An 18190-nucleotide genomic window follows, 5' to 3' on the forward strand; every position below is an offset into this window, starting at 1 on the left:
ACGACACCGCTAGGGTTTTGCGAATGACGACTCTTCGCGCCCAGATCATCGAAGAACTCGGCGTCAAGCCGACGATCGACCCGCAGGCCGAGATCCGACTGCGGGTGGACTTCCTCAAAGACTACCTGCGCAGCACGTTCGCCAAAGGATTCGTCCTCGGCATCAGCGGTGGCCAGGACAGCACGCTGGCCGGCCGGCTGACACAGCTCGCCGTCGAGGAACTGCGCGCCGAACACTACGACGTCGAGTTCGTCGCCGTTCGCCTGCCCTACGGTGAGCAGGCCGACGAACACGACGCGCAGATCGCGCTCGACTTCATCCGGCCGGACCGGTCGCTGCGGGTCAACGTCAAGCCCGGGGCCGACGCGAGCGCCGCCGAAGCCGGCGAGGCGATGGCGGAGATCTTCGGTGAGGGGATCCGGCTGCGCGACTTCGTGCGCGGCAACATCAAGGCCCGCGAGCGGATGATGCTGCAGTACGCGATCGCCGGGGAACTCGGCTATCTCGTCGTCGGCACCGACCACGCCGCGGAGGCCGTCACCGGCTTCTTCACCAAGTTCGGCGACGGCGGTGTCGATCTCACGCCGTTGACGGGCCTGACCAAGCGTCAGGGCGCGGAACTCCTGCGTGAACTCGGCGCGCCGGACAGCACGTGGAAGAAGGTTCCCACCGCCGACCTCGAGGACGACCGTCCGGCACTGCCGGACGAGGCGGCGCTCGGCATGACCTACAACGAGATCGACGACTACCTCGAGGGCAAGCCCGTCACCGACGAACTGGCCGCCAAGGTCGAGGAGGTCTTCCTCAAGACCCGGCACAAGCGCACCGTCCCGGTCACGCCGTACGACACCTGGTGGCGCTGACGGGTCCCGCACCCGCCCGACGGGAGGGAACGATGGCGACGGTACTGGTGGCCGGTGGCACCGGCGAGGCAGGCGCGGCGGTGGTGGCGGAACTGCTCGGCCGCGGCCACGACGTGCGGGTGCTCAGCCGGCGCGGCGGCAGCCCGATCGCGGGTGCGCAACCGGCCCCTGCCGACCTGATCTCCGGGTCGGGGCTGGCCGAGGCGCTCACCGGCGTCGAGGTCGTGGTCGACACCACCGACGGCAAATCGCGGCGGGCGCGGCCCGTGCTGACGACCGGCGCGGCGAATCTGCTCGCCGCGGCCGGCGCCGCGCACGTGACGCGGATGGTGCTGCTGTCGATCGTGAACGTCGATCGCGGTCCGCTGGCCTACTACCGGGCCAAGAGCGAGCAGGAACGGCGCTACCGGGACTCCGGCCTCGACACCCGGATCGTGCGGGCCACGCAGTTCCACAGCTTCGTGCCGATGCTGTGCGGCCCGGCCGCGCGGGTCGGGCTGCTACCCGCGTTCACCGACACCGCGTTCCAGCCCATCGACGTCCGGGACGTCGCCCGCGCGCTCGCCGACGCCGCGGACGCTCCGCCGGACGAACCCGGCCGGGCGGGCGTCCCGCAGATCGTGGGAGGTCCGGAGATCCTGCCGATGCACGACCTCGTGCGGGAGTGGAAGCGCGCGGCCGGCGTCCGCGGGGTGGTGGCGCCGATCCGGCTGCCCGGTGGTCTCGGACGCTTCTGGCGTGCCGGGGAGAACCTCGTCCCCGACCACCGGGACGGCACGATCACCTTCACGCAGTGGCTCGCGGAGCGGACCGCCGGCTGACCGGGTGGGTTATCCCCCGGCGAACGGGGGCAGCACGTCGACGCGCTCCCCGGCGGGGCGGGCGAGGTCGCGGGTGAGCTCGGCGTCCGGACCCGATCCGACGAGGAATGCGGCCACCTTCAGGACCCGTTCCATGTCCGGGCCGTGCCGCTCGATCAACGCCGCCTTCAACGCACCCAGATCCGCCGGCGACGCCAGCTCGACGGTTTCCTTCTCCCGGCCCGCCGCGTCGACGGCCGCCGCGAAGTACCGCACCTCGATGCCGGTCACCTGATCACCCACCGATAGCTCCCATACTGCGTTGCGGCGGGGCGAAATCCGCCGCGTCGATGCCGTGCCCGGCCCACTTGTTCCACATCGCGCCGCGCCACACCGCGGCAAGCTCCTCGTCGCTCGCACCGCCGCGCAACGCCGCCCGCAGATCGGTCTCGGTGTCGCTGAACAGGCAGGACCGCACCGTGCCCTCGGACGTGAGGCGGGTGCGGTCGCAGTCCGAGCAGAACGACCGGGTCACCGAGGCGATGATGCCGACCGTGGCGGGACCGCCGTTCACCAGCCACCGTTCCGCGGGAGCGGACGGATCCTCCCGGCCGGTCTCGGTGAGCTCGAACCGTTCCCCGAGGACGTCGAGCAGCCGCTGCGCGGTGACCATGTTCTCCCGCGCCCACGCGTGGTCGGCGTCGAGCGGCATCTCCTCGATGAACCGCAGTTCGACCTGCTCGTCGAGGCACCACTGCAGCAGGTCGGCGGCGCCGGCGAGCGTGTCGGGCATGAGCACCGCGTTGATCTTCACCCGCGTGAATCCGGCGCTGTTGGCGGCGCGGATGCCGGCGAGCACCGAATCGAGGCGGTCGCGGCGGGTCAGCCGCGCGAAGTGGTCGCGGTCGACGGTGTCGAGGGAGATGTTCACGCGGGTCAGACCGGCCGCCGCCAGCCCCGCCGCGCGATGCGCGAGCCCGACCGCGTTCGTGGTCACGGCCAGCGGAGTGCCCGGCGCGACCTCGGCGCATCCGGCGATGATCTCCTCGAGGTCGCGGCGCATGAGCGGTTCGCCGCCGGTGAAGCGGACCTCCTCGATGCCGAGCAGGTGGACCCCGATCCCGACGAGCCGGACGATCTCCGCCGCGGTGAGCAGGTTCTCGCGCGGAATCGCGGGCAACCCCTCTTCCGGCATGCAGTACGTGCAGCGCAGGGAGCACTTCTCCGTGATCGACACGCGCAGGTCGCGGGCCACGCGACCGAAGCGGTCCACCAGTTCCGGTGTGTCGGGACGATCGGACACGTCGTCCGTGGCGACTCGCACGGACGGAATCCCCACATCGATCGTCGTCATCGGATCACCGCCGTCATGACGCCAGTATGCCGCTCCCGTCCGATTCGCGGCGGAAGACACCTCCCCCGGCCGGTCGCCGGAGGCTGTCCGGGGTCCCCTCCTGCGCGTCGCACGGCCTACCGCAACGGTCTCCGCGCGCGGTGTGCCTAGGATTGCGGGCATGACAGGCGGCAGGCGGTCCGTGGAGGAACACGTGGAGCACGTCGCGGCGCTCTTGGCGCCGCTGCGAACGAGGCCGACGGTGAAGGTGCCGCTCGCCCGGGCCCTGAACCGGGTGCTGGCCGAACCGATCCTCGCACCCATCGATCTGCCCGCCTTCCGCAACTCCCAGATGGACGGCTACGCCGTCGACGCCGCCGCGGTCGCGACCGTGCCGGTGACGCTGCCGGTGCGCGGAGTGCTCGCCGCCGGTGCCGGGATGTCCGTCCACGAGGCGGGCACCGCGCGGAAGATCATGACCGGCGCTCCGATCCCCGAGGGCGCGGACGCCGTCGTCCCCGTCGAGGACACCACCGACAACAGCTCCACCGACGGGCAACCGGCCACCGTCACCGTGCACCGGTCCGTCACGGCCGGCACCTATGTGCGCGAACGCGGCAGCGACATCGCCGCCGGCGCCGAACTGCTCCCGGCCGGACAGGTCCTCGCGCCCCGGCACATCGCCGCGCTCGCCGCGGTCGGCATGACCGAGGTTCCGGTGCGCGCCCTGCCTCGGGTCGCGGTGATCTCCACCGGCAGCGAACTCGTCTTCGGCGGCACCGATCTCGGTCCGGGCAAGATCTTCAACTCCAACGGGCCGGCGCTCGCGGCCAGCGCGCTCGCCAACGGAGCCGAGGTCGTGTCCGTCGACCACAGCGACGACGACGCCGAGGAATTCGCCCTGAAGCTCACGCACGCCGCGGACGTCGCCGAAGTCGTGATCACCTCCGGTGGCGTCTCCAAGGGCGACTTCGAGGTCGTCAAGGACGTGCTCGGTCCCCGCGGCGGCGAGTTCGTGTCGGTGGCGATGCAGCCCGGCGGTCCACAGGGCACCGCGGTCGTCGACGGGATTCCGGTTCTGGCGTTCCCCGGCAATCCCGTCAGCGCGCTGATCTCGTTCGAGGTGTTCACCCGGCCGCTGCTGCGCGCCGCCGCGGGACTGCCCGCGATCGAGCCGCTGACGCTGCCGCTCACCGCCGATCTGACCTCGGTGGCGGGTAAGCGCCAGTTCTTCCGGGCCCGCCGCGACGGTGACGGCGTGACCGTCGTGTCCGGACCCGGATCACACCTCATCGCCGGGATGTCGGGCGCCGACGCGCTGCTCGACGTCGCGGCCGACACCACCTCCCTCCGCGCCGGAGATCTCGTGAAAGTACTTCCGCTGTGAGCGATCTGAGTCATCTCGACGACCAGGGCCGGGCCCGCATGGTCGACGTCTCCGCCAAGGCCGACACCACCCGGGTCGCGGTCGCCGCAGGTGAGCTGGTCACCACCCCCGAGGTGGTGTCGCTGGTACGGGCCGACGACATGCCCAAGGCCGACGTCCTCGCGACCGCGCGCATAGCGGGAATCGCTGCCGCCAAACGCACTTGGGAACTCATCCCGCTGTGCCACCAGCTGGCGTTGTCGTCGGTGAAGGTGTCGTTCGGATTCACCGACACGTCGATCACCGTGGAGGCGACCGCGAAGACGAAGGGACCCACCGGTGTCGAGATGGAAGCGCTGACCGCGGTCGCGGTCGCGGGACTGACCCTGCACGACATGGTCAAGGCCGTCGACCCCGCGGCCGTGATGAACGGGGTGCGGCTGATCTCGAAGGAGGGCGGCAAGCGCGGACACTGGACCCGCGACGAGTCACCCGTTGCGGATTCTGCGGTGCCACAGGAACGTTCGGCGGTGGTGCTGGTGTCGTCGACCGGGGTCGCGGCCGGCACCCGCGAGGACACCACCGGACCGGTCATCGTCCGGTGGCTGAGCGAGCGCGGATTCGCGGTGCGCGGACCCCTCGTGTACCCGGACGCGCGGATCGCCGAGGGACTGGCCGACGCGCTCACCGGTGCGCCCGCCCTGGTGCTGACCACCGGCGGCACCGGCGCGTCCCCGACCGATGCGACCCCGGAAGCGACACTGGCCGTGCTCGATCGGGAACTGCCCGGCGTCGCCGACGCGATCCGTCGCCGCGGTCTCGACGTCACCCCGCACGCGGTGCTCTCGCGCGGGGTCGCCGGACTGGTCGGCCGTACCGTGGTGGTGAACATGCCCGGGTCGCCGGGCGGGGTCAAGGACGGACTGGCCGCGCTCGAACCGATCCTCGATCATCTTCTGGCGCAGGTTTCGGGAGGCGGAGCTCATGAGTGAACTGCTGGCACGGATTTCGTCGGAGCCGCTCGACCCGGCAGCGGTGGATGCCGCGGTCGCCGGACCCGAGCACGGAGCCGTCGTCGTGTTCACCGGCGTCGTCCGCAACCACGACGGCGGGCAGGCCGTGACCGCACTGGAGTACCAGGCGCACCCGGACGCGGAGACCTTCCTGCGCAACTGCTGCGAACAGGTGGCCGCCGAATCGGGTCTGCCGGTCGCCGCGGTGCACCGAGTGGGCCATCTCACCATCGGGGACCTCGCGCTCGTCGCGGCGGTCGCGGCCCCGCACCGCGCGGAAGCGTTCGCCACCTGCGCGGAACTGGTCGAACGCATCAAACGGGAAGTGCCGATCTGGAAGCGCCAGGCGTTCACCGACGGCGCGTCGGAGTGGGTCGGACTCTGAGACGCGTCCGGCGGCGTCCTGAACATGCGGTAGGCTGACCCGGTTCGAGTGTCACGACGACACTCACCGTCGTGGGATACCGGCGGCCCGGGATCGTGCCCGGCCCGCACGCAATGCAGCATCGGCCTTCCTCGCGGCGATCCACCGCACACCACCGGAACTTCCGGTCGCGTGCACACACGCCGCATCGAAAGGCAGCGCCGTACCTTGACCACATCCTTTTCCGATCTCGGTGTCCCGAGGACGCTCGTCGCGACCCTCGGCGACAACGGCATCACCGCGCCGTTCCCGATCCAGGTCGACACCCTCCCCGACACTCTGGCCGGACGCGACGTCCTCGGTCGCGGCCGCACCGGCAGCGGCAAGACCCTCGCGTTCTCGATTCCGCTGACCGCCCGCCTCGCCGGCGGTTCGTCGCGCGCGGCGGGACGGCCGCGCGGTCTCGTGCTGGCTCCGACCCGCGAACTGGCGACCCAGATCGCCGCGACGGTCGAGCCGCTCGCCCACACCACGGGCCTGCGCGTCACCACCATTTTCGGTGGCGTGTCCCAGAACCGGCAGGTCGAGGCGCTGCGCCGCGGCGTCGACATCGTCATCGCGTGCCCGGGTCGCCTCGAGGACCTGATGCGTCAGGGCTTCGTCACGCTCGACGCAGTCGAGATCACCGTGCTCGACGAGGCCGATCACATGGCCGATCTCGGGTTCCTGCCCGGCGTCACCCGGATCCTAGACGCGACCCCGCAGAACGGTCAGCGGCTGCTGTTCTCCGCGACCCTGGACAACGGTGTCGACAAGCTCGTCAAGCGCTTCCTGCACGACCCGGTGATGCACTCGGTCGACGAGGCCCATTCGCCGGTGGCGGCGATGACCCACCACGTGTTCGACGTCGACAGCGTCGACTCGAAGAAGGCACTGGTGCGGACCCTCGCGTCGGGGACCGGACGCCGGATCCTGTTCATGCGCACCAAGCATCAGGCCCGCAAACTGGCCCGCCAGCTCACCGAGTCGGGTATCCCGGCCGTGGATCTGCACGGCAACCTGTCGCAGAACGCCCGCGACCGGAACCTCGCGGCGTTCGCGTCGGGTGAGGCGCGGGTGCTGGTCGCGACCGACGTTGCGGCGCGCGGTGTGCACGTCGACGACGTCGAGCTGGTCGTGCACGTCGATCCGCCGGCCGAGCACAAGGCGTACCTGCACCGGTCCGGCCGCACGGCGCGCGCCGGCAGCACCGGTGACGTGGTGACGGTCGTACTTCCGGACCAGCGCAAGGACCTTCAGGTCATCATGCGCAAGGCCGCGATCACGGTGTCGCCGATCCGCGTGACCGCGGACTCGGAGCACGTGCTGAAGCTCGTCGGCGAGGTCGCACCGCACGTGCCGCCGGCTCCGAAGGCGGCTGCGGCCCCGTCGCGGCCGCAGCGCTCGGGCGGTCAGGGTCGTCGCGGAGGCGCACGTCACGGCGAAGGTTCCCGTCAGGGTGGATCGCGTCAGGGTGGTACGCGTCAGGGCGCCACGTCGCGTCAGGGCTCCGGCACCCGCCAGGGCACCGGCACGCGTCAGGGCACCGGCACGCGTCAGGGCGGATCCGGACAGAGCCGGTCCGGCCAGGCCGGTTCGGGTCAGGGCGCGGGCCGGCGTCGCGCGCAGCGCAATTCGGCTGCGCGGTAACCTTTTTCGCAGACCGGGTCAGCGTGGCGTGAACCGGTGGACGGCGTACATCGCGTCCGCCGACACCGGTTCCACCGGAACGCAACCCTCCAGCCGCTCGCGCACCGAATCGGCGTCGAGGTCGGCGCCGATCACGACGAGTTCGGTGGTCGCGGGCGCCTCACCTTTCCGGGCCGGTTCGAACCTGATGTAGTCGCCGACGGTGTGCACCAGGTAGGCGCGGCTGCGCAGGCCCGCGGCCACGTGCACGTATCCCTTGATGCGGAACACCCCGGCCGGTTGCGCCTCGAGGAAGTCCACGAACAGCCGCGGATGCAGCGGCTTCGCCGACGTGAACGTGACGGCGTCGTATCCGTCGTGCAGGTGCGTGTGTTCACCCTCGTGCTCGTCGTAGAGCAGGCTGTCGAGGGTGAACTGCTCCCCCGGCTGCGGTTCCGGACGGTCCGGGATGTCGAACAACAGGCCCGGATCCATCCGGGAATGCTCGGTGGAGACGACCGCCGCGCGCCGGTTCAGCGCGCACAGCCGCCCCAGCAGTTCGTCGTGCGCGTCCGCGTCGATGCGGTCGGTCTTGTTGAGCAGCAACAGATCTGCGAGTGCAACGTGCTGTTCCAGTTCGGGATGGCGGGCGCAGGCGTCGTCGAACTCGGCGGCATCGACGACCAGAACCAGTCCCCCGTACGTGATGTACTCGTTCGCCGATCCGGTGACGAGCCGGATCATGTTGCGCGGCTCGGCCAGACCGCTCGCCTCGACGACGATGACGTCGAGATCCGAGGACCGGTGGGCGAGCTTGTCGAGCATCGCGTCCATGTCGCTGACGTCGACGGCGCAGCACAGGCAGCCGTTGCTGAGCGAGACCATCGAGTCGACCTGACCCGCGACCATCATCGAATCGATGTTGACGGAACCGAAGTCGTTGACGATCACGCCGATGCGCGCGCCCCGGGTATTGCGCAGCAGGTGGTTGAGCAGCGTCGTCTTCCCGGAGCCGAGGAAGCCCGCCACCACGATGACGGGAATCTTCTTGTTCGCCATGGATCGAGCGTAACGGCGCCGGGTCAGGCCTTTCGGACCACGCTCGACTTGAGCTGCATGGGTCCGAATCCGTCGACCTTGCAGTCGATGTCGTGCCCGTCCACGCCGTTCACCAGGCGGATGTTGCGGACCTTGGTGCCCGCCTTGATCCCCGTGGCGCTGCCCTTGACCTTCAGGGTCTTGACCACCGTGACGGTGTCACCGTCGGCCAGCACGTTGCCCACCGCGTCCCGGATCACGCCGTCGGCGGTGTCCTCCGCCGACTCGGACGTACGCGCCCACTCGTGCGCGCACTCCGGGCACACGAGCAACGACCCCATCTCGTAGGTGTACTCGCAGGAACATTCGGGGCACGGCGGCAGGGTCTCGTCCATCCGGACATCATACGGCGGTGCGTCCGTCCGGCTGCGAGGGCCGACCGGCGGACGCACCGCCCGTATCGTCAGGATCCGGCCCGGATCCACTCCTCCAGGTGCGGGGATTCGGTACCGATCGTGGTGCCGTCACCGTGCCCGGTGTGCACGACCGTCTCGGCAGGCAGCGCGAACAGTTTGTCGCGGATCGAGCCGATGATCGTCGGGAAATCCGAGAACGACCGGCCCGTCGCACCGGGACCACCGGAGAACAGCGTGTCGCCGGTGAACAGCTCCCCCGCCTCCGGCAGATACAGGCAGGTCGAGCCGGGCGAATGTCCCGGCGTCGCGATCGCCTGGATCTCGGTGCCGGCGACCGCGATCCGCTGCCCGTCCTCGAGCGTGCCGTGCGCGACGCCCGGATGGGTCATCTCCCACAGCACGTCGTCGGCCGGGTTGAGCAGGATCGGCGCGTCGAGCCGCTCGGACAGCTCCGGGGCGACGGTGATGTGGTCGTTGTGGGCGTGCGTGCACACGATCGCCACGACCTTCCGGCCCGCGACCGCGTCGACGATCGGCTGCGCGGTGTGCGCGGCGTCGATGACCACGACCTCGTCGTCGTTGCCGACGAGCCAGATGTTGTTGTCGACCTGCCACTCGCCACCGTCGAGCGCGAACGTGCCCGAGGTGACGACCCGGTCGACGCGGATCGGCGTGACGCTCACAGGACCACCACCGAACGCAGCACCTCACCGCGGTGCATGGTCTCGAACGCCTTCTCCACGTCGTCGATGCCGATGCGCTCGGTGACGAACTTCTCGAGCGGCAACCGGCCCTGCTGGTAGAGGTCGACGTAGGTCGGGAAGTCCCGCTCGGGCAGGCAGTCGCCGTACCAGGAGGACTTGAGCGAGCCGCCGCGGGAGAAGAAGTCGATCAGCGGCATCTCGAGGGTCATGTCCGGGGTCGGGACGCCGACCAACACGACGGTGCCGGCCAGGTCGCGGGCGTAGAACGCCTGCTTCCAGGTTTCCGGGCGGCCCACGGCGTCGATGACGACGTCCGCGCCGAAGCCGCCGGTCAGTTCCTGGATCGCCTCGACGGCATCGACCGAGGTGGAGTTGATCGTGTGAGTGGCGCCGAGGTCGGTGGCCCACTCGAGCTTCTTGTCGTCGCGGTCGACGGCGATGATCGTGCCGGCACCGGCCAGGCGGGCGCCCATGATCGCGGCGTCGCCGACCCCGCCGCAACCGATCACGGCGACGGACTGGCCGCGGGTGACCCCGCCGGTGTTCACCGCCGCGCCGAGACCGGCCATCACGCCGCAGCCGAGCAGGCCCACGACGGCCGGGTCCGCGGTCGGATCGACCTTGGTGCACTGTCCGGCGTGCACGAGGGTCTTGTCGGCGAAGGCGCCGATGCCCAGCGCCGGGGTCAGCTCGGTGCCGTCCTCGAGGGTCATCTTCTGCGTCGCGTTGAACGTGTCGAAGCAGTACTGCGGCTGACCGCGCTTACAGGCGCGGCACTGCCCGCACACCGCCCGCCAGTTCAGGACGACGAAGTCGCCGACCGCGACGGACTCGACACCCTCGCCGACCGATTCGACGACGCCGGCGGCCTCGTGGCCGAGCAGGAACGGGAATTCGTCGTTGATGCCGCCCTCCCGGTAGTGCAGGTCGGTGTGGCACACCCCGCACGCGGCCACCGCGACGACGACCTCGCCCGGTCCCGGATCCGGGATCACGATGGGCACGACCTCGACGGGTGCACCCTTCGCGCGAGCAACGACGCCCCGAACTGTCTGCGGCATGACGGTGTCTCCTTCTGCTGTGGATCGATCCTGCCCACCGTATCCAGCCCGGACCGCCCGCGTACCTGATCGAACGGACTGATCGACCTACTCGAAAGACCAGATCGAACTTTGTCCTCAAAAATACCTAAGTGGTGTTGTGCACGGTTCTAAGTTCGGCTAACGTCGGATTCACGTTCGCCCCCGGCCCCGAGGAGTGCAATGTCGATCGTCAACACGGTGACCCTCCCCCGCCCCCACACCGACGTGTGGGACTGGCAACGCGACGCGGCCTGCCGCGGATTCGAGTCGTCGGCGTTCTTCCACCCCGACGGCGAACGCGGACACGCCCGCGAACAGCGCGAACTGCGCGCCAAGCTCGTCTGCGCCGGATGCCCCGTACTGGAGATGTGCCGCGAGCACGCCCTGTCCGTCGGCGAGCCCTACGGCGTGTGGGGTGGCCTGTCCGAAACCGAACGCCGGGCCCGCACCAACGCGGCCGGCCGCGCGCGGCGCTGGACTGCCTTGCACCGCTGACCGTTCCGCCGTACGCGGCCCTACAGCGCGGCTTTGACCCCCGCCTCCGCGCCGAGCGCCGCAGCCTCGCCACGGCTGCCGGCCCCGAGTTTCCTGAGCACGCTCGCCACATGGAATTTCACGGTCGACTCGCTGACGCCGAGCCGTTCGGCGATCGCCTTGTTCCGTCGGCCCGCGACGAGGTGTTCGAGCACCTCGACCTCACGCGGACCGAGTTCGGCGAGTGCGTCGAGAGCCGGACCGCCCGGCGAGGGCGCCGCCAGATCCAGCGGCAGCCGTGCCGCGACCCGGCAACCCCAGCCGGGTGTCGCCTCGGATTCGATACTGCCACCGAGGGTTTCGACCCGATCACGGAGCTGGCGCCCGAGTTCGGCGGCGTCGAGCCGGCCGTCTCCGTCGTCGCGGATGTCGATGGACAGGCTCTCACCGTCGCAGTGCCACGCCACCCGGATCCGCGTGACCCCGGGCTGTTCCGCGAGCGCGAGTACCGCGCCGCGTGCGACGGCCCGTGCCGCGTGCGCGACCTCACCGGGCATCCCGCGACCGTGCGCCGAGGGTTCGACCATCTCCAGCGTCAACGGCCGGTGCCGAACCAGCCCGCGCAGTTCACCGTGCATTCTGGCGAACGCGGTGGTTACGGCCTCCTCCGCGAACTCGCGGTGACGATCCACCGCCGAGCGAAGTCCGATCAGCGCGTTCGTCGCCGTCTCCCGGGCGGTCGTGCGAGCGCGGGTGTCGTCGAGATCGTTCGACCGGAGCGTCGCCAGGATCGTCTCGAGTGTCACCGCATGCGCCTCGGTGAGTTCGGCGACCGTGCGTGCCCGTTCCGTGGACGCCGCGCGCGACTCGGCGAGATAGGCCGGGCTCGCTTCCTGTACCTGGAGCTGGATCCCGGTCGCGACGACGGTGAACAACGCCCGGACGAGTTCGAATCGTTGCGCCGGCGGCCATGATCCGCGCGGCACGAGCACGAGCAGCGTGTCGGTGCGGTCGAGGATCGCGCACACCTCCCGGCTGCGGCCGCCGATCACGGCGGGGCCGCGTCTGATCTGACCGGCGACGAGTTCGCTTCGGACACGGTCGAGTTCGGCGATCGTCACCCGGTCCACTACGGCGGGGTCGCCCGCGACCTTCCGGGGCCGGCCCGTGCATTCCCGGGTGAAGACGACGAGCGCGTCGTGCGCAACGAGATCGGTGAGCAGCGCCGAGAAGCGCTGGCCGATGTCGGTGAGCGGGCCGACCAGCACGTCGCGCAGCGCGGTGATCAGGGGGCCGGCTTCGGGGTTCGTCGTGCTCACCGCCCCACGATATCGGGGGCCGGCACTCGGCCCGCTGCCGTGCACCGGCGGCTACGATTTCGGAGCAGGAAGCAGGAGGTGCCCGTGGGGTCCGCAGCACACTACGACGCTGCTCGCGGCACTGTGCCCCGCCTGCTGTTCGACCGGGTGGCCGACACTCCGGGCCGCGAGGCCTACCGATTCCCGGATTCCGGCGGCTGGGCGAGTGTGACGTGGGCGGAGGTCGGTTCGCGCGTCACGACGCTCGCGGCCGGGCTCGTCGCGCGGGGTGTCGCACCGGGCGCCCGGATAGCGATCCGCGCGGCCACCAGCTATCGGGCGATCCTCGCCGATCTCGCGGTCGCGTGCGCGGGCGCGGTCTCGGTGCCGGTGTATGCCCCGACCCGCGACGACGAGGTCCGCGACCTGGCACGGCACTGCGACGCGGCGCTGACCGTCACCGACCGGGACTTGGACGCACGCGTGCTGCACCTCGATCGGCTCGCCGAACTCGCGGCGGACGGTGATGCGCTGCTCGACACCGACCCGGACGCCGTCGACGCCCGGATCGCGGAGGTCACCCCCGACTCGGCCGCGTGCCTGATCTACACCGCGTGTGACGACGGAAGCGCCAAGGGCGCGATCCTGTCGCACGGCGCGGTCGCGTACACGGCGCGGGCCATGGCGGAGGTGGGCATGATCGGCCCGCGGGACCTGCAGTTGCTGTGGCTTCCGCTGTCGCACGTGTTCGGCCGGGCGCTGCTGTTCGTGGCGATGCAGGTGGGCCTGCCCACCGCGGTGGACGGCCGGGCCGATCGGGTCGTGGAGAATCTGCGGTCGGTGCGCCCGACGTTCCTCGGTTCCGTGCCGCACGTGCTCGCGAAGATCGGCGCCGCCGCTGCGGCGGACAGGTCGGCGCTCGGCGGCCGGCTGCGGTTTCTCATCTCGGGGTCGGCGCGGTTGCCACGCGACCTCGCGAAGCGATTGGAGGATCTCGGCGTCCCGGTGTTCGAGGGATACGGGATCACCGAGACCGCCGGGCCCGTGTGTGTCAACCGTCCCGACGCGCACAAACCCGGCTCGGTGGGTCTGCCGTTGCCGGGCACCGAGGTCCGGATCGCCGACGACTGCGAACTTCTCATTCGCGGTCCGTCCCTGATGACGGCCTACCACGCCGATCCGGTGGCGACCGCGGCCGCGCTCGACGCCGACGGCTGGTTCCACACCGGCGACTGCGCGACGGTCGACGCGGACGGGTTCGTCTCGATGCGTGGCCGCAAGAAGGACGTGTTCAAGACGACCACCGGGAAGTACGTGGCACCGAACGCGATCGCCGAGCGGTTCCGCGCGTTGTGTCCGGGCGCGGAGATCGTAGTGGTCGGCGAGGGTCGCTCCCACTGCATCGGTCTCGTCTTTCCCAGCGACCCGGACTTTCCCGGTGACCCTGACGCCGACGTGCACGCGGCCGTCGAGCAGCTCAACGGCGAGCTGAACAGGTGGGAACGCATCCGGCGGGTCGCGCTCGTGGACCGGCCGCTCGGCGCCGGTGATCGGGACGAGACCGGCGCGCCGCAGCGTGCAGTGGTCCTCGAGCGGTTCGCGGACGTGATCGATCGGCTCTACGACGAGCATTGACATATGCAGCCGATTGGCTGCATATTGGAGGAGTGGATGAGGACGCGGTGTTCAAGGCCCTCGCCGACCCCACCCGCCGCAGCCTCCTCGATTCGCTGCGCGCGCATCCGGGGAGCACCCTGGGCGAGTTGTGCGACGGCCTCGACATGCGCCGCCAGTCCGTGAGCAAGCACCTGGAAATTCTCGAGCTCGCGAATCTGGTGACCACGATCCGGGACGGCCGCCGCAAGCTGCACTATCCGAATCCTGTTCCCATCCACGAGATCCGGAACCGCTGGATCTCGAAGTTCGACGAACCCCGGGTGCTCGCCCTGGACGCGATCGCTCGACGCGCGGAGGAGCTCGCGATGACCTCGACAGACGCACACACCATTCCCGACTACGTCTACACCACCTACATCCGCGCCACCGCCGAGGACGTGTGGCACGCACTCACCGACGCCGACCTGACCGCGCGCTACTGGGGGCACGCCCAGGTCTCCGACTGGACGCCGGGCAGCAGGGTCGAGCACGTCCGCACCGACGGCTCGGGCATCGCGGACTGCGCCGGCCGGGTGATCGAGGCCGACCGCCCCCGGCGTCTGACGTTCGGTTTCGACGACCCCGCACGGGTCGATAACCCGGACTTCGAGCCGAGCGTCGTGACATTCGAGATCGAACCGCACCGGGACATCGTCAAACTCACGGTGGTGCACCGGAAGCTGCGGAACGCCGACGATCTGCACGCGATCGGCCAGGGCTGGCCCGCCGTGCTCGCCAACCTCAAGACGCTGCTGGAAACGGGCGAGGTGCTGCCTCAGGCGCCGTGGGAGTTCCATGCCGAGGAACGCGCCGCGCACATGGCGCAGAACGGGTGAGACGCCTTTCCTGCGGCCGCGGATCTGCCACTAAGGAACCTCTCCGGTGTCGACATCTCCGGTAGGTACCCGCATCCATTGCCGCCGGTGTTCCCGCAGCTCGGTTTCGCGGCGGGCGCGGTAGTGCGCCAACGCCGCCGACAGCAGATCACCGAGGTGATGCCGGTGATTGATCCGAGGTCTCTGCTCCGGGTCGATGTGCGGTGGCGGGATCCACTCCGTGCGACCCGGGTGCTCGGAGTTGGCCGACGCGACGCGTGTTTCCCAGCCGCCGGGCCCGTCGTGCACCAGCGCGTGGCAGGCATCGCAGGCGAGGTCCTCGTTGGTGATGTCGGTGGGTCCGCCGTCCTGCCATTCGGTGATGTGGTGGACCGCGGTGAGTGTCGCGGGGGCGTCGCAGCCCGGGCGGGTGCAGCCACCGGACGCGGCGATCAACGCCAGCCGCTGATCGGCCGACGCCAAGCGTTTCGCGCGACCGAGATGCAACGACCGGCCGTGGTGATCGAAAATCGCCAGCACCGGATGGGCGCGTTCTGCCATCCGCAGCGCGTCCCGGATCGGCACCAGCCCACCGGAGGCGGTGGTCACGATGCCGGTCGCTTCCTCGAGTTGCCTGACGGTCATGGTCAGGATCGCGGTCACCGGCAACCCGCGGTGGCTGCCGAGCACGCCCGACGACAACAACTGCCGCAGGGCGACTTTCAGTCCGTCGTGGTTGCGTTGCACCGCGGTGCGGGTGTCGCGGGCGGCGGCCTTGGCGAGCGCGTCGCGGTCCAGGGTCTCGGATTCGACGTCACCGGAAGGTGATTCGGGGTCGTCCGGGTTGTTCATGCCGGGGCGGGCGAGTTTCGCCAGGACCGGTTCGAGCAGCGCCCGGGTTTCCGGATCGATCAGCCCGGAGATCGGGGTCATGAGATCGACGCCCTGCTTGCCGATCCGCAGACCGCGACGACGTTTGCGTTCCTTCTCGTCCGGCACGTCCCCGTCCGGATTCAGGTAGGCGAGCAGATGCGCGCCGAGTTTCACCAAGTCGTCGGGCGTGACCGAGCAGGCCGCGTCCGCGAGGATCTTTTCGGCGACGGTGATCTCGTCGAATCCGACCCCGTGCGGCACCTTCCGCATCACCTTCGCGACCGCGGCGACATGGTCGGATCCGATGGTCCCGGTCTTCACAGCGGCCGCGGTGGCCGGCAGTTCCGGTTCGATGTCCTCGCCGTCGAGGGAACGCCAGGTGCCGACCTTCTTCGCGCCCTTGACCCGCCGGGCCGCGTCGGCGGCGGAGATCCGCAGCGCGCCGACCAGGAGATCGTTGACCGACCGGCACCCGAGATGCCCGGGAATTATGCGTTCGGTGGCCTCGACGACCAGTCGGTGCCCGACCGCGGAGGCCTTGCGCAGCGTGACCTCCAGGCGTTGCAGGACCTCGACGATGTCGTCGTTCGACAGGCCCGACAGATCGTCGCCGAGCAGGCCGTCGACCGCGGCGTCGAGCGCGGACAGCCGCGCCTCGACCACCGCACCCCCCACCTGGCTCGAAAGCATGTTCGAAAGTGTAGCGACGGGGCCCGACAAAAAATCCCTCCGACGTATGTCGGAGGGATTCGTTGCGAGAACTGTGGAGCTAAGGGGACTCGAACCCCTGACCCCCACACTGCCAGTGTGGTGCGCTACCAGCTGCGCCATAGCCCCTTGTGAAAATGTCCAGTGAACATGTCCACCGTGAAACTGTCTCTTCTCAAGACTACAGGCGAGAGTGTGAACTCTCGCCTGTAGTCGGAAGTGGAGCTAAGGGGACTCGAACCCCTGACCCCCACACTGCCAGTGTGGTGCGCTACCAGCTGCGCCATAGCCCCGTATTCAGTTCCTTGCTTCGCGTCCGGGGGCGAGCCCCTCGCGCTGAAAGAAAGCTACACCATCGCGCTCGGCGTCAACAAATCGGCTGGTCAGCGCGGTGATGCCGGGATCGTCTCCCGGCATCACCGCGAGTCGTCAGCCGAGTTCGGCGACCCAGTTCTCGTTGCCGAGGGCGTCGATCACGACACCGTTGTGAACGACGGCGGGGGTGCCGGCGGCACCGGTCGTGGCGAGCAACTGCCGGCCGGCCTCGGCGTCGGCGCGGGCCTGCTCGACCCGGGTGCCGTCGGCGATGCACTGCGCCGCCTCGTCGGAGACGCCGGCGTCACGTGCCATCTGCGCGAGATCTTCGTTGCTGTGGTCGCTGTCGCCGCGCTCGGCGGGCTGGTTGTCCGGGGACATCAGCGCGGAATGGAACGCCGAGTACGCGATGGCGTCACCGCTCTGCGCGACGCACTGCAGCGCCGCGACTGCACGGGTCGAGTAGTCGCCGCTGGCGGAGAGCTGATCGAGGAACGCGAGCATGTGGTAGCGCACGGCGACCCGGCCATCGTCGATCGCCTGGGCCAGTTCCTGACCGTGCTTGTGCTCGAGCTCACCGCAGTAGGGGCACATCGGGTCTTCGAACAGGTCGATGGTGGTCGCCGCGTCGGGCCGGCCGAGCAGGGCGACACCGTTGTCCGCGACCGTGACCTGCACCGCGGAGTTCTGCACACCGCCGTATCCCTCGTTGCGGGCCTTACCGCTGTTGGACTGCCACAGCACACCGCCGATGACGAGCGCGGCGATGACGAGAAGGGCGAGACCACCGAGGATGAAGGTGGACTTGCTGGACGTCGGCTCCGGCGAATACTTGACCGGCTTGACCTTCTTCGCGCTCACGGTTACTGCCCTTCGCTGCTCGGGGATTGCTGACGGGATCTCACTCTGCCATCGCGGGCTGAGCGGTAGCTGAGGACGCGCGTGAGCCCGGTCCCAGTGCCACGGGGCTGCGCGGGAACACGATCAGCCAGGCCGATAGGGCAAGGAACCCGAGGTCACGCAGGATTTCGCGGGCGTAGTCCCAGCTGTCGACGTCCGCGGCGCCACCGCCGCCGAAGCAACCGCAGTCGATGGACAGTCCCCGCGCCCACGCCGACAGGATCGCGGCGATCAGGGTGACGAGCACGACGGCGCTCACCGCGGCGACCGGACGTACCGCCAGGCCGATCAGCAGCAGCAGGCCGAGCACGAGTTCGAGCATCGGCAGCCCGGCCGCGACCGGGCGCACGATGTCCTCGGGCAGCAGTTGGTAGGCCCGGACGGCGACGATCGTCTGGGTGGGATCGGAGAACTTGATCCACCCGGAGACCAACCAGATGGCGGCCAGACCGAGCCGGGCGATCAGGCTGACGATGCGAATCCACACCTCGTCGAGGGTACCGA

General features: G+C 69.9%; 19 protein-coding genes and 2 tRNA genes. 9 read left to right on the forward strand and 12 right to left on the reverse strand.

Going from position 1 to position 18190, the window contains the following annotated elements; translation table 11 throughout:
• The first annotated feature begins 23 nt into the window (after nt 1-23).
• Entirely contained in the window at nt 24-863 is an 840-nt protein-coding gene (gene nadE, locus M1M07_RS04075; RefSeq protein WP_197255348.1) for an ammonia-dependent NAD(+) synthetase, read from the forward strand.
• A 32-nt stretch (nt 864-895) separates the two neighbouring features.
• Entirely contained in the window at nt 896-1684 is a 789-nt protein-coding gene (locus M1M07_RS04080; RefSeq protein ID WP_248673353.1) for an SDR family oxidoreductase, read from the forward strand.
• A 9-nt stretch (nt 1685-1693) separates the two neighbouring features.
• Here M1M07_RS04080 and M1M07_RS04085 read toward each other — a convergent pair whose 3' ends face one another.
• Nucleotides 1694-1966 carry a MoaD/ThiS family protein gene (locus M1M07_RS04085; RefSeq protein ID WP_197255337.1) on the reverse strand — a complete coding sequence of 91 codons (273 nt, stop codon included), beginning with the start codon at nt 1964-1966 and terminating at the stop codon, nt 1694-1696.
• Nucleotides 1959-3017, reverse strand: a complete 1059-nt coding sequence (moaA, locus tag M1M07_RS04090) for a GTP 3',8-cyclase MoaA (RefSeq protein WP_197255335.1) — start codon at nt 3015-3017, stop codon at nt 1959-1961. The genes M1M07_RS04085 and moaA overlap by 8 nt, the downstream gene beginning before the upstream one ends.
• 160 nt (nt 3018-3177) lie before the next feature.
• Here moaA and glp point away from each other — a divergent pair, with 160 nt between their 5' ends.
• The 4 genes from glp (at nt 3178) to M1M07_RS04110 (ending at nt 7428) form a co-directional block, all read left to right on the forward strand.
• Nucleotides 3178-4383 (forward strand): gephyrin-like molybdotransferase Glp, encoded by a 1206-nt coding sequence (glp, locus tag M1M07_RS04095; protein ID WP_248673354.1) that lies wholly within the window; start codon nt 3178-3180, stop codon nt 4381-4383.
• Nucleotides 4380-5354 carry a bifunctional molybdenum cofactor biosynthesis protein MoaC/MoaB gene (gene moaCB, locus M1M07_RS04100; RefSeq protein ID WP_248673355.1) on the forward strand — a complete coding sequence of 325 codons (975 nt, stop codon included), beginning with the start codon at nt 4380-4382 and terminating at the stop codon, nt 5352-5354. The genes glp and moaCB overlap by 4 nt, the downstream gene beginning before the upstream one ends.
• Entirely contained in the window at nt 5347-5760 is a 414-nt protein-coding gene (locus tag M1M07_RS04105) for a molybdenum cofactor biosynthesis protein MoaE (protein ID WP_197255332.1), read from the forward strand. Before moaCB ends, M1M07_RS04105 begins: the two co-directional genes overlap by 8 nt.
• Before the next feature lie 207 nt (nt 5761-5967).
• Nucleotides 5968-7428, forward strand: coding sequence for a DEAD/DEAH box helicase (locus M1M07_RS04110; protein WP_248673356.1), 1461 nt, complete (start codon nt 5968-5970; stop codon nt 7426-7428).
• Between the two features lie 18 nt (nt 7429-7446).
• Here M1M07_RS04110 and M1M07_RS04115 read toward each other — a convergent pair whose 3' ends face one another.
• The 4 genes from M1M07_RS04115 to M1M07_RS04130 all read right to left on the reverse strand — a co-directional run bounded on the left by M1M07_RS04115 (nt 7447) and on the right by M1M07_RS04130 (nt 10626).
• Nucleotides 7447-8466 carry a GTP-binding protein gene (locus M1M07_RS04115; RefSeq protein WP_248673357.1) on the reverse strand — a complete coding sequence of 340 codons (1020 nt, stop codon included), beginning with the start codon at nt 8464-8466 and terminating at the stop codon, nt 7447-7449.
• Nucleotides 8467-8489: 23 nt separating this feature from the next.
• Nucleotides 8490-8840 carry a zinc ribbon domain-containing protein YjdM gene (locus M1M07_RS04120; RefSeq protein WP_197255328.1) on the reverse strand — a complete coding sequence of 117 codons (351 nt, stop codon included), beginning with the start codon at nt 8838-8840 and terminating at the stop codon, nt 8490-8492.
• A 68-nt stretch (nt 8841-8908) separates the two neighbouring features.
• Complete coding sequence (locus M1M07_RS04125; protein ID WP_248673358.1) at nt 8909-9544, reverse strand: MBL fold metallo-hydrolase; 636 nt, start codon at nt 9542-9544, stop codon at nt 8909-8911.
• On the reverse strand, nt 9541-10626 hold the full coding sequence (locus M1M07_RS04130; RefSeq protein ID WP_197255324.1) for an S-(hydroxymethyl)mycothiol dehydrogenase: 1086 nt from the start codon (nt 10624-10626) through the stop codon (nt 9541-9543). Before M1M07_RS04130 ends, M1M07_RS04125 begins: the two co-directional genes overlap by 4 nt.
• 201 nt (nt 10627-10827) lie before the next feature.
• Here M1M07_RS04130 and M1M07_RS04135 point away from each other — a divergent pair, with 201 nt between their 5' ends.
• Complete coding sequence (locus M1M07_RS04135; RefSeq protein ID WP_197254381.1) at nt 10828-11142, forward strand: WhiB family transcriptional regulator; 315 nt, start codon at nt 10828-10830, stop codon at nt 11140-11142.
• 20 nt (nt 11143-11162) lie between these two features.
• Here M1M07_RS04135 and M1M07_RS04140 read toward each other — a convergent pair whose 3' ends face one another.
• Nucleotides 11163-12440, reverse strand: a complete 1278-nt coding sequence (locus M1M07_RS04140) for a LuxR C-terminal-related transcriptional regulator (protein WP_248673359.1) — start codon at nt 12438-12440, stop codon at nt 11163-11165.
• Between the two features lie 84 nt (nt 12441-12524).
• Here M1M07_RS04140 and M1M07_RS04145 point away from each other — a divergent pair, with 84 nt between their 5' ends.
• Both M1M07_RS04145 and M1M07_RS04150 read left to right on the forward strand, forming a co-directional pair.
• A complete protein-coding gene (locus M1M07_RS04145) occupies nt 12525-14054 on the forward strand; it encodes a long-chain fatty acid--CoA ligase (RefSeq protein ID WP_248673360.1) in 1530 nt (509 codons plus the stop codon).
• 32 nt (nt 14055-14086) lie between these two features.
• On the forward strand, nt 14087-14911 hold the full coding sequence (locus M1M07_RS04150; protein WP_197254376.1) for a metalloregulator ArsR/SmtB family transcription factor: 825 nt from the start codon (nt 14087-14089) through the stop codon (nt 14909-14911).
• A 30-nt stretch (nt 14912-14941) separates the two neighbouring features.
• Here the strand turns inward: M1M07_RS04150 and M1M07_RS04155 are convergent, their stop codons facing one another.
• The 5 genes from M1M07_RS04155 to M1M07_RS04175 form a co-directional block, all read right to left on the reverse strand.
• Entirely contained in the window at nt 14942-16453 is a 1512-nt protein-coding gene (locus tag M1M07_RS04155) for an HNH endonuclease signature motif containing protein (RefSeq protein WP_248673361.1), read from the reverse strand.
• Nucleotides 16454-16527: 74 nt separating this feature from the next.
• A tRNA-Ala gene (locus M1M07_RS04160) sits at nt 16528-16600 on the reverse strand.
• A 91-nt stretch (nt 16601-16691) separates the two neighbouring features.
• A tRNA-Ala gene (locus M1M07_RS04165) sits at nt 16692-16764 on the reverse strand.
• 136 nt (nt 16765-16900) lie between these two features.
• Nucleotides 16901-17647 (reverse strand): DsbA family protein, encoded by a 747-nt coding sequence (locus M1M07_RS04170; protein ID WP_197254367.1) that lies wholly within the window; start codon nt 17645-17647, stop codon nt 16901-16903.
• Between the two features lie 40 nt (nt 17648-17687).
• The gene (locus tag M1M07_RS04175) at nt 17688-18173 is read right to left on the reverse strand and encodes a MauE/DoxX family redox-associated membrane protein (protein WP_197254365.1); all 486 of its coding nucleotides are present in this window, start codon (nt 18171-18173) and stop codon (nt 17688-17690) included.
• Between the last annotated feature and the right edge of the window lie 17 nt (nt 18174-18190).

The organism is Rhodococcus sp. HM1 (assembly GCF_023218075.1).
Lineage (GTDB): Bacteria > Actinomycetota > Actinomycetes > Mycobacteriales > Mycobacteriaceae > Rhodococcus.

Coding starts and splice junctions, on each gene's coding strand:
- nadE (WP_197255348.1), top strand. CDS start 24: ATGACGACTCTTCGCGCCCAGATCATCGAAGAACTCGGCGTCAAGCCG.
- M1M07_RS04080 (WP_248673353.1), top strand. CDS start 896: ATGGCGACGGTACTGGTGGCCGGTGGCACCGGCGAGGCAGGCGCGGCG.
- moaA (WP_197255335.1), bottom strand. CDS start 3,017: ATGACGACGATCGATGTGGGGATTCCGTCCGTGCGAGTCGCCACGGAC.
- glp (WP_248673354.1), top strand. CDS start 3,178: ATGACAGGCGGCAGGCGGTCCGTGGAGGAACACGTGGAGCACGTCGCG.
- M1M07_RS04105 (WP_197255332.1), top strand. CDS start 5,347: ATGAGTGAACTGCTGGCACGGATTTCGTCGGAGCCGCTCGACCCGGCA.
- M1M07_RS04115 (WP_248673357.1), bottom strand. CDS start 8,466: ATGGCGAACAAGAAGATTCCCGTCATCGTGGTGGCGGGCTTCCTCGGC.
- M1M07_RS04120 (WP_197255328.1), bottom strand. CDS start 8,840: ATGGACGAGACCCTGCCGCCGTGCCCCGAATGTTCCTGCGAGTACACC.
- M1M07_RS04130 (WP_197255324.1), bottom strand. CDS start 10,626: ATGCCGCAGACAGTTCGGGGCGTCGTTGCTCGCGCGAAGGGTGCACCC.
- M1M07_RS04135 (WP_197254381.1), top strand. CDS start 10,828: ATGTCGATCGTCAACACGGTGACCCTCCCCCGCCCCCACACCGACGTG.
- M1M07_RS04155 (WP_248673361.1), bottom strand. CDS start 16,453: ATGCTTTCGAGCCAGGTGGGGGGTGCGGTGGTCGAGGCGCGGCTGTCC.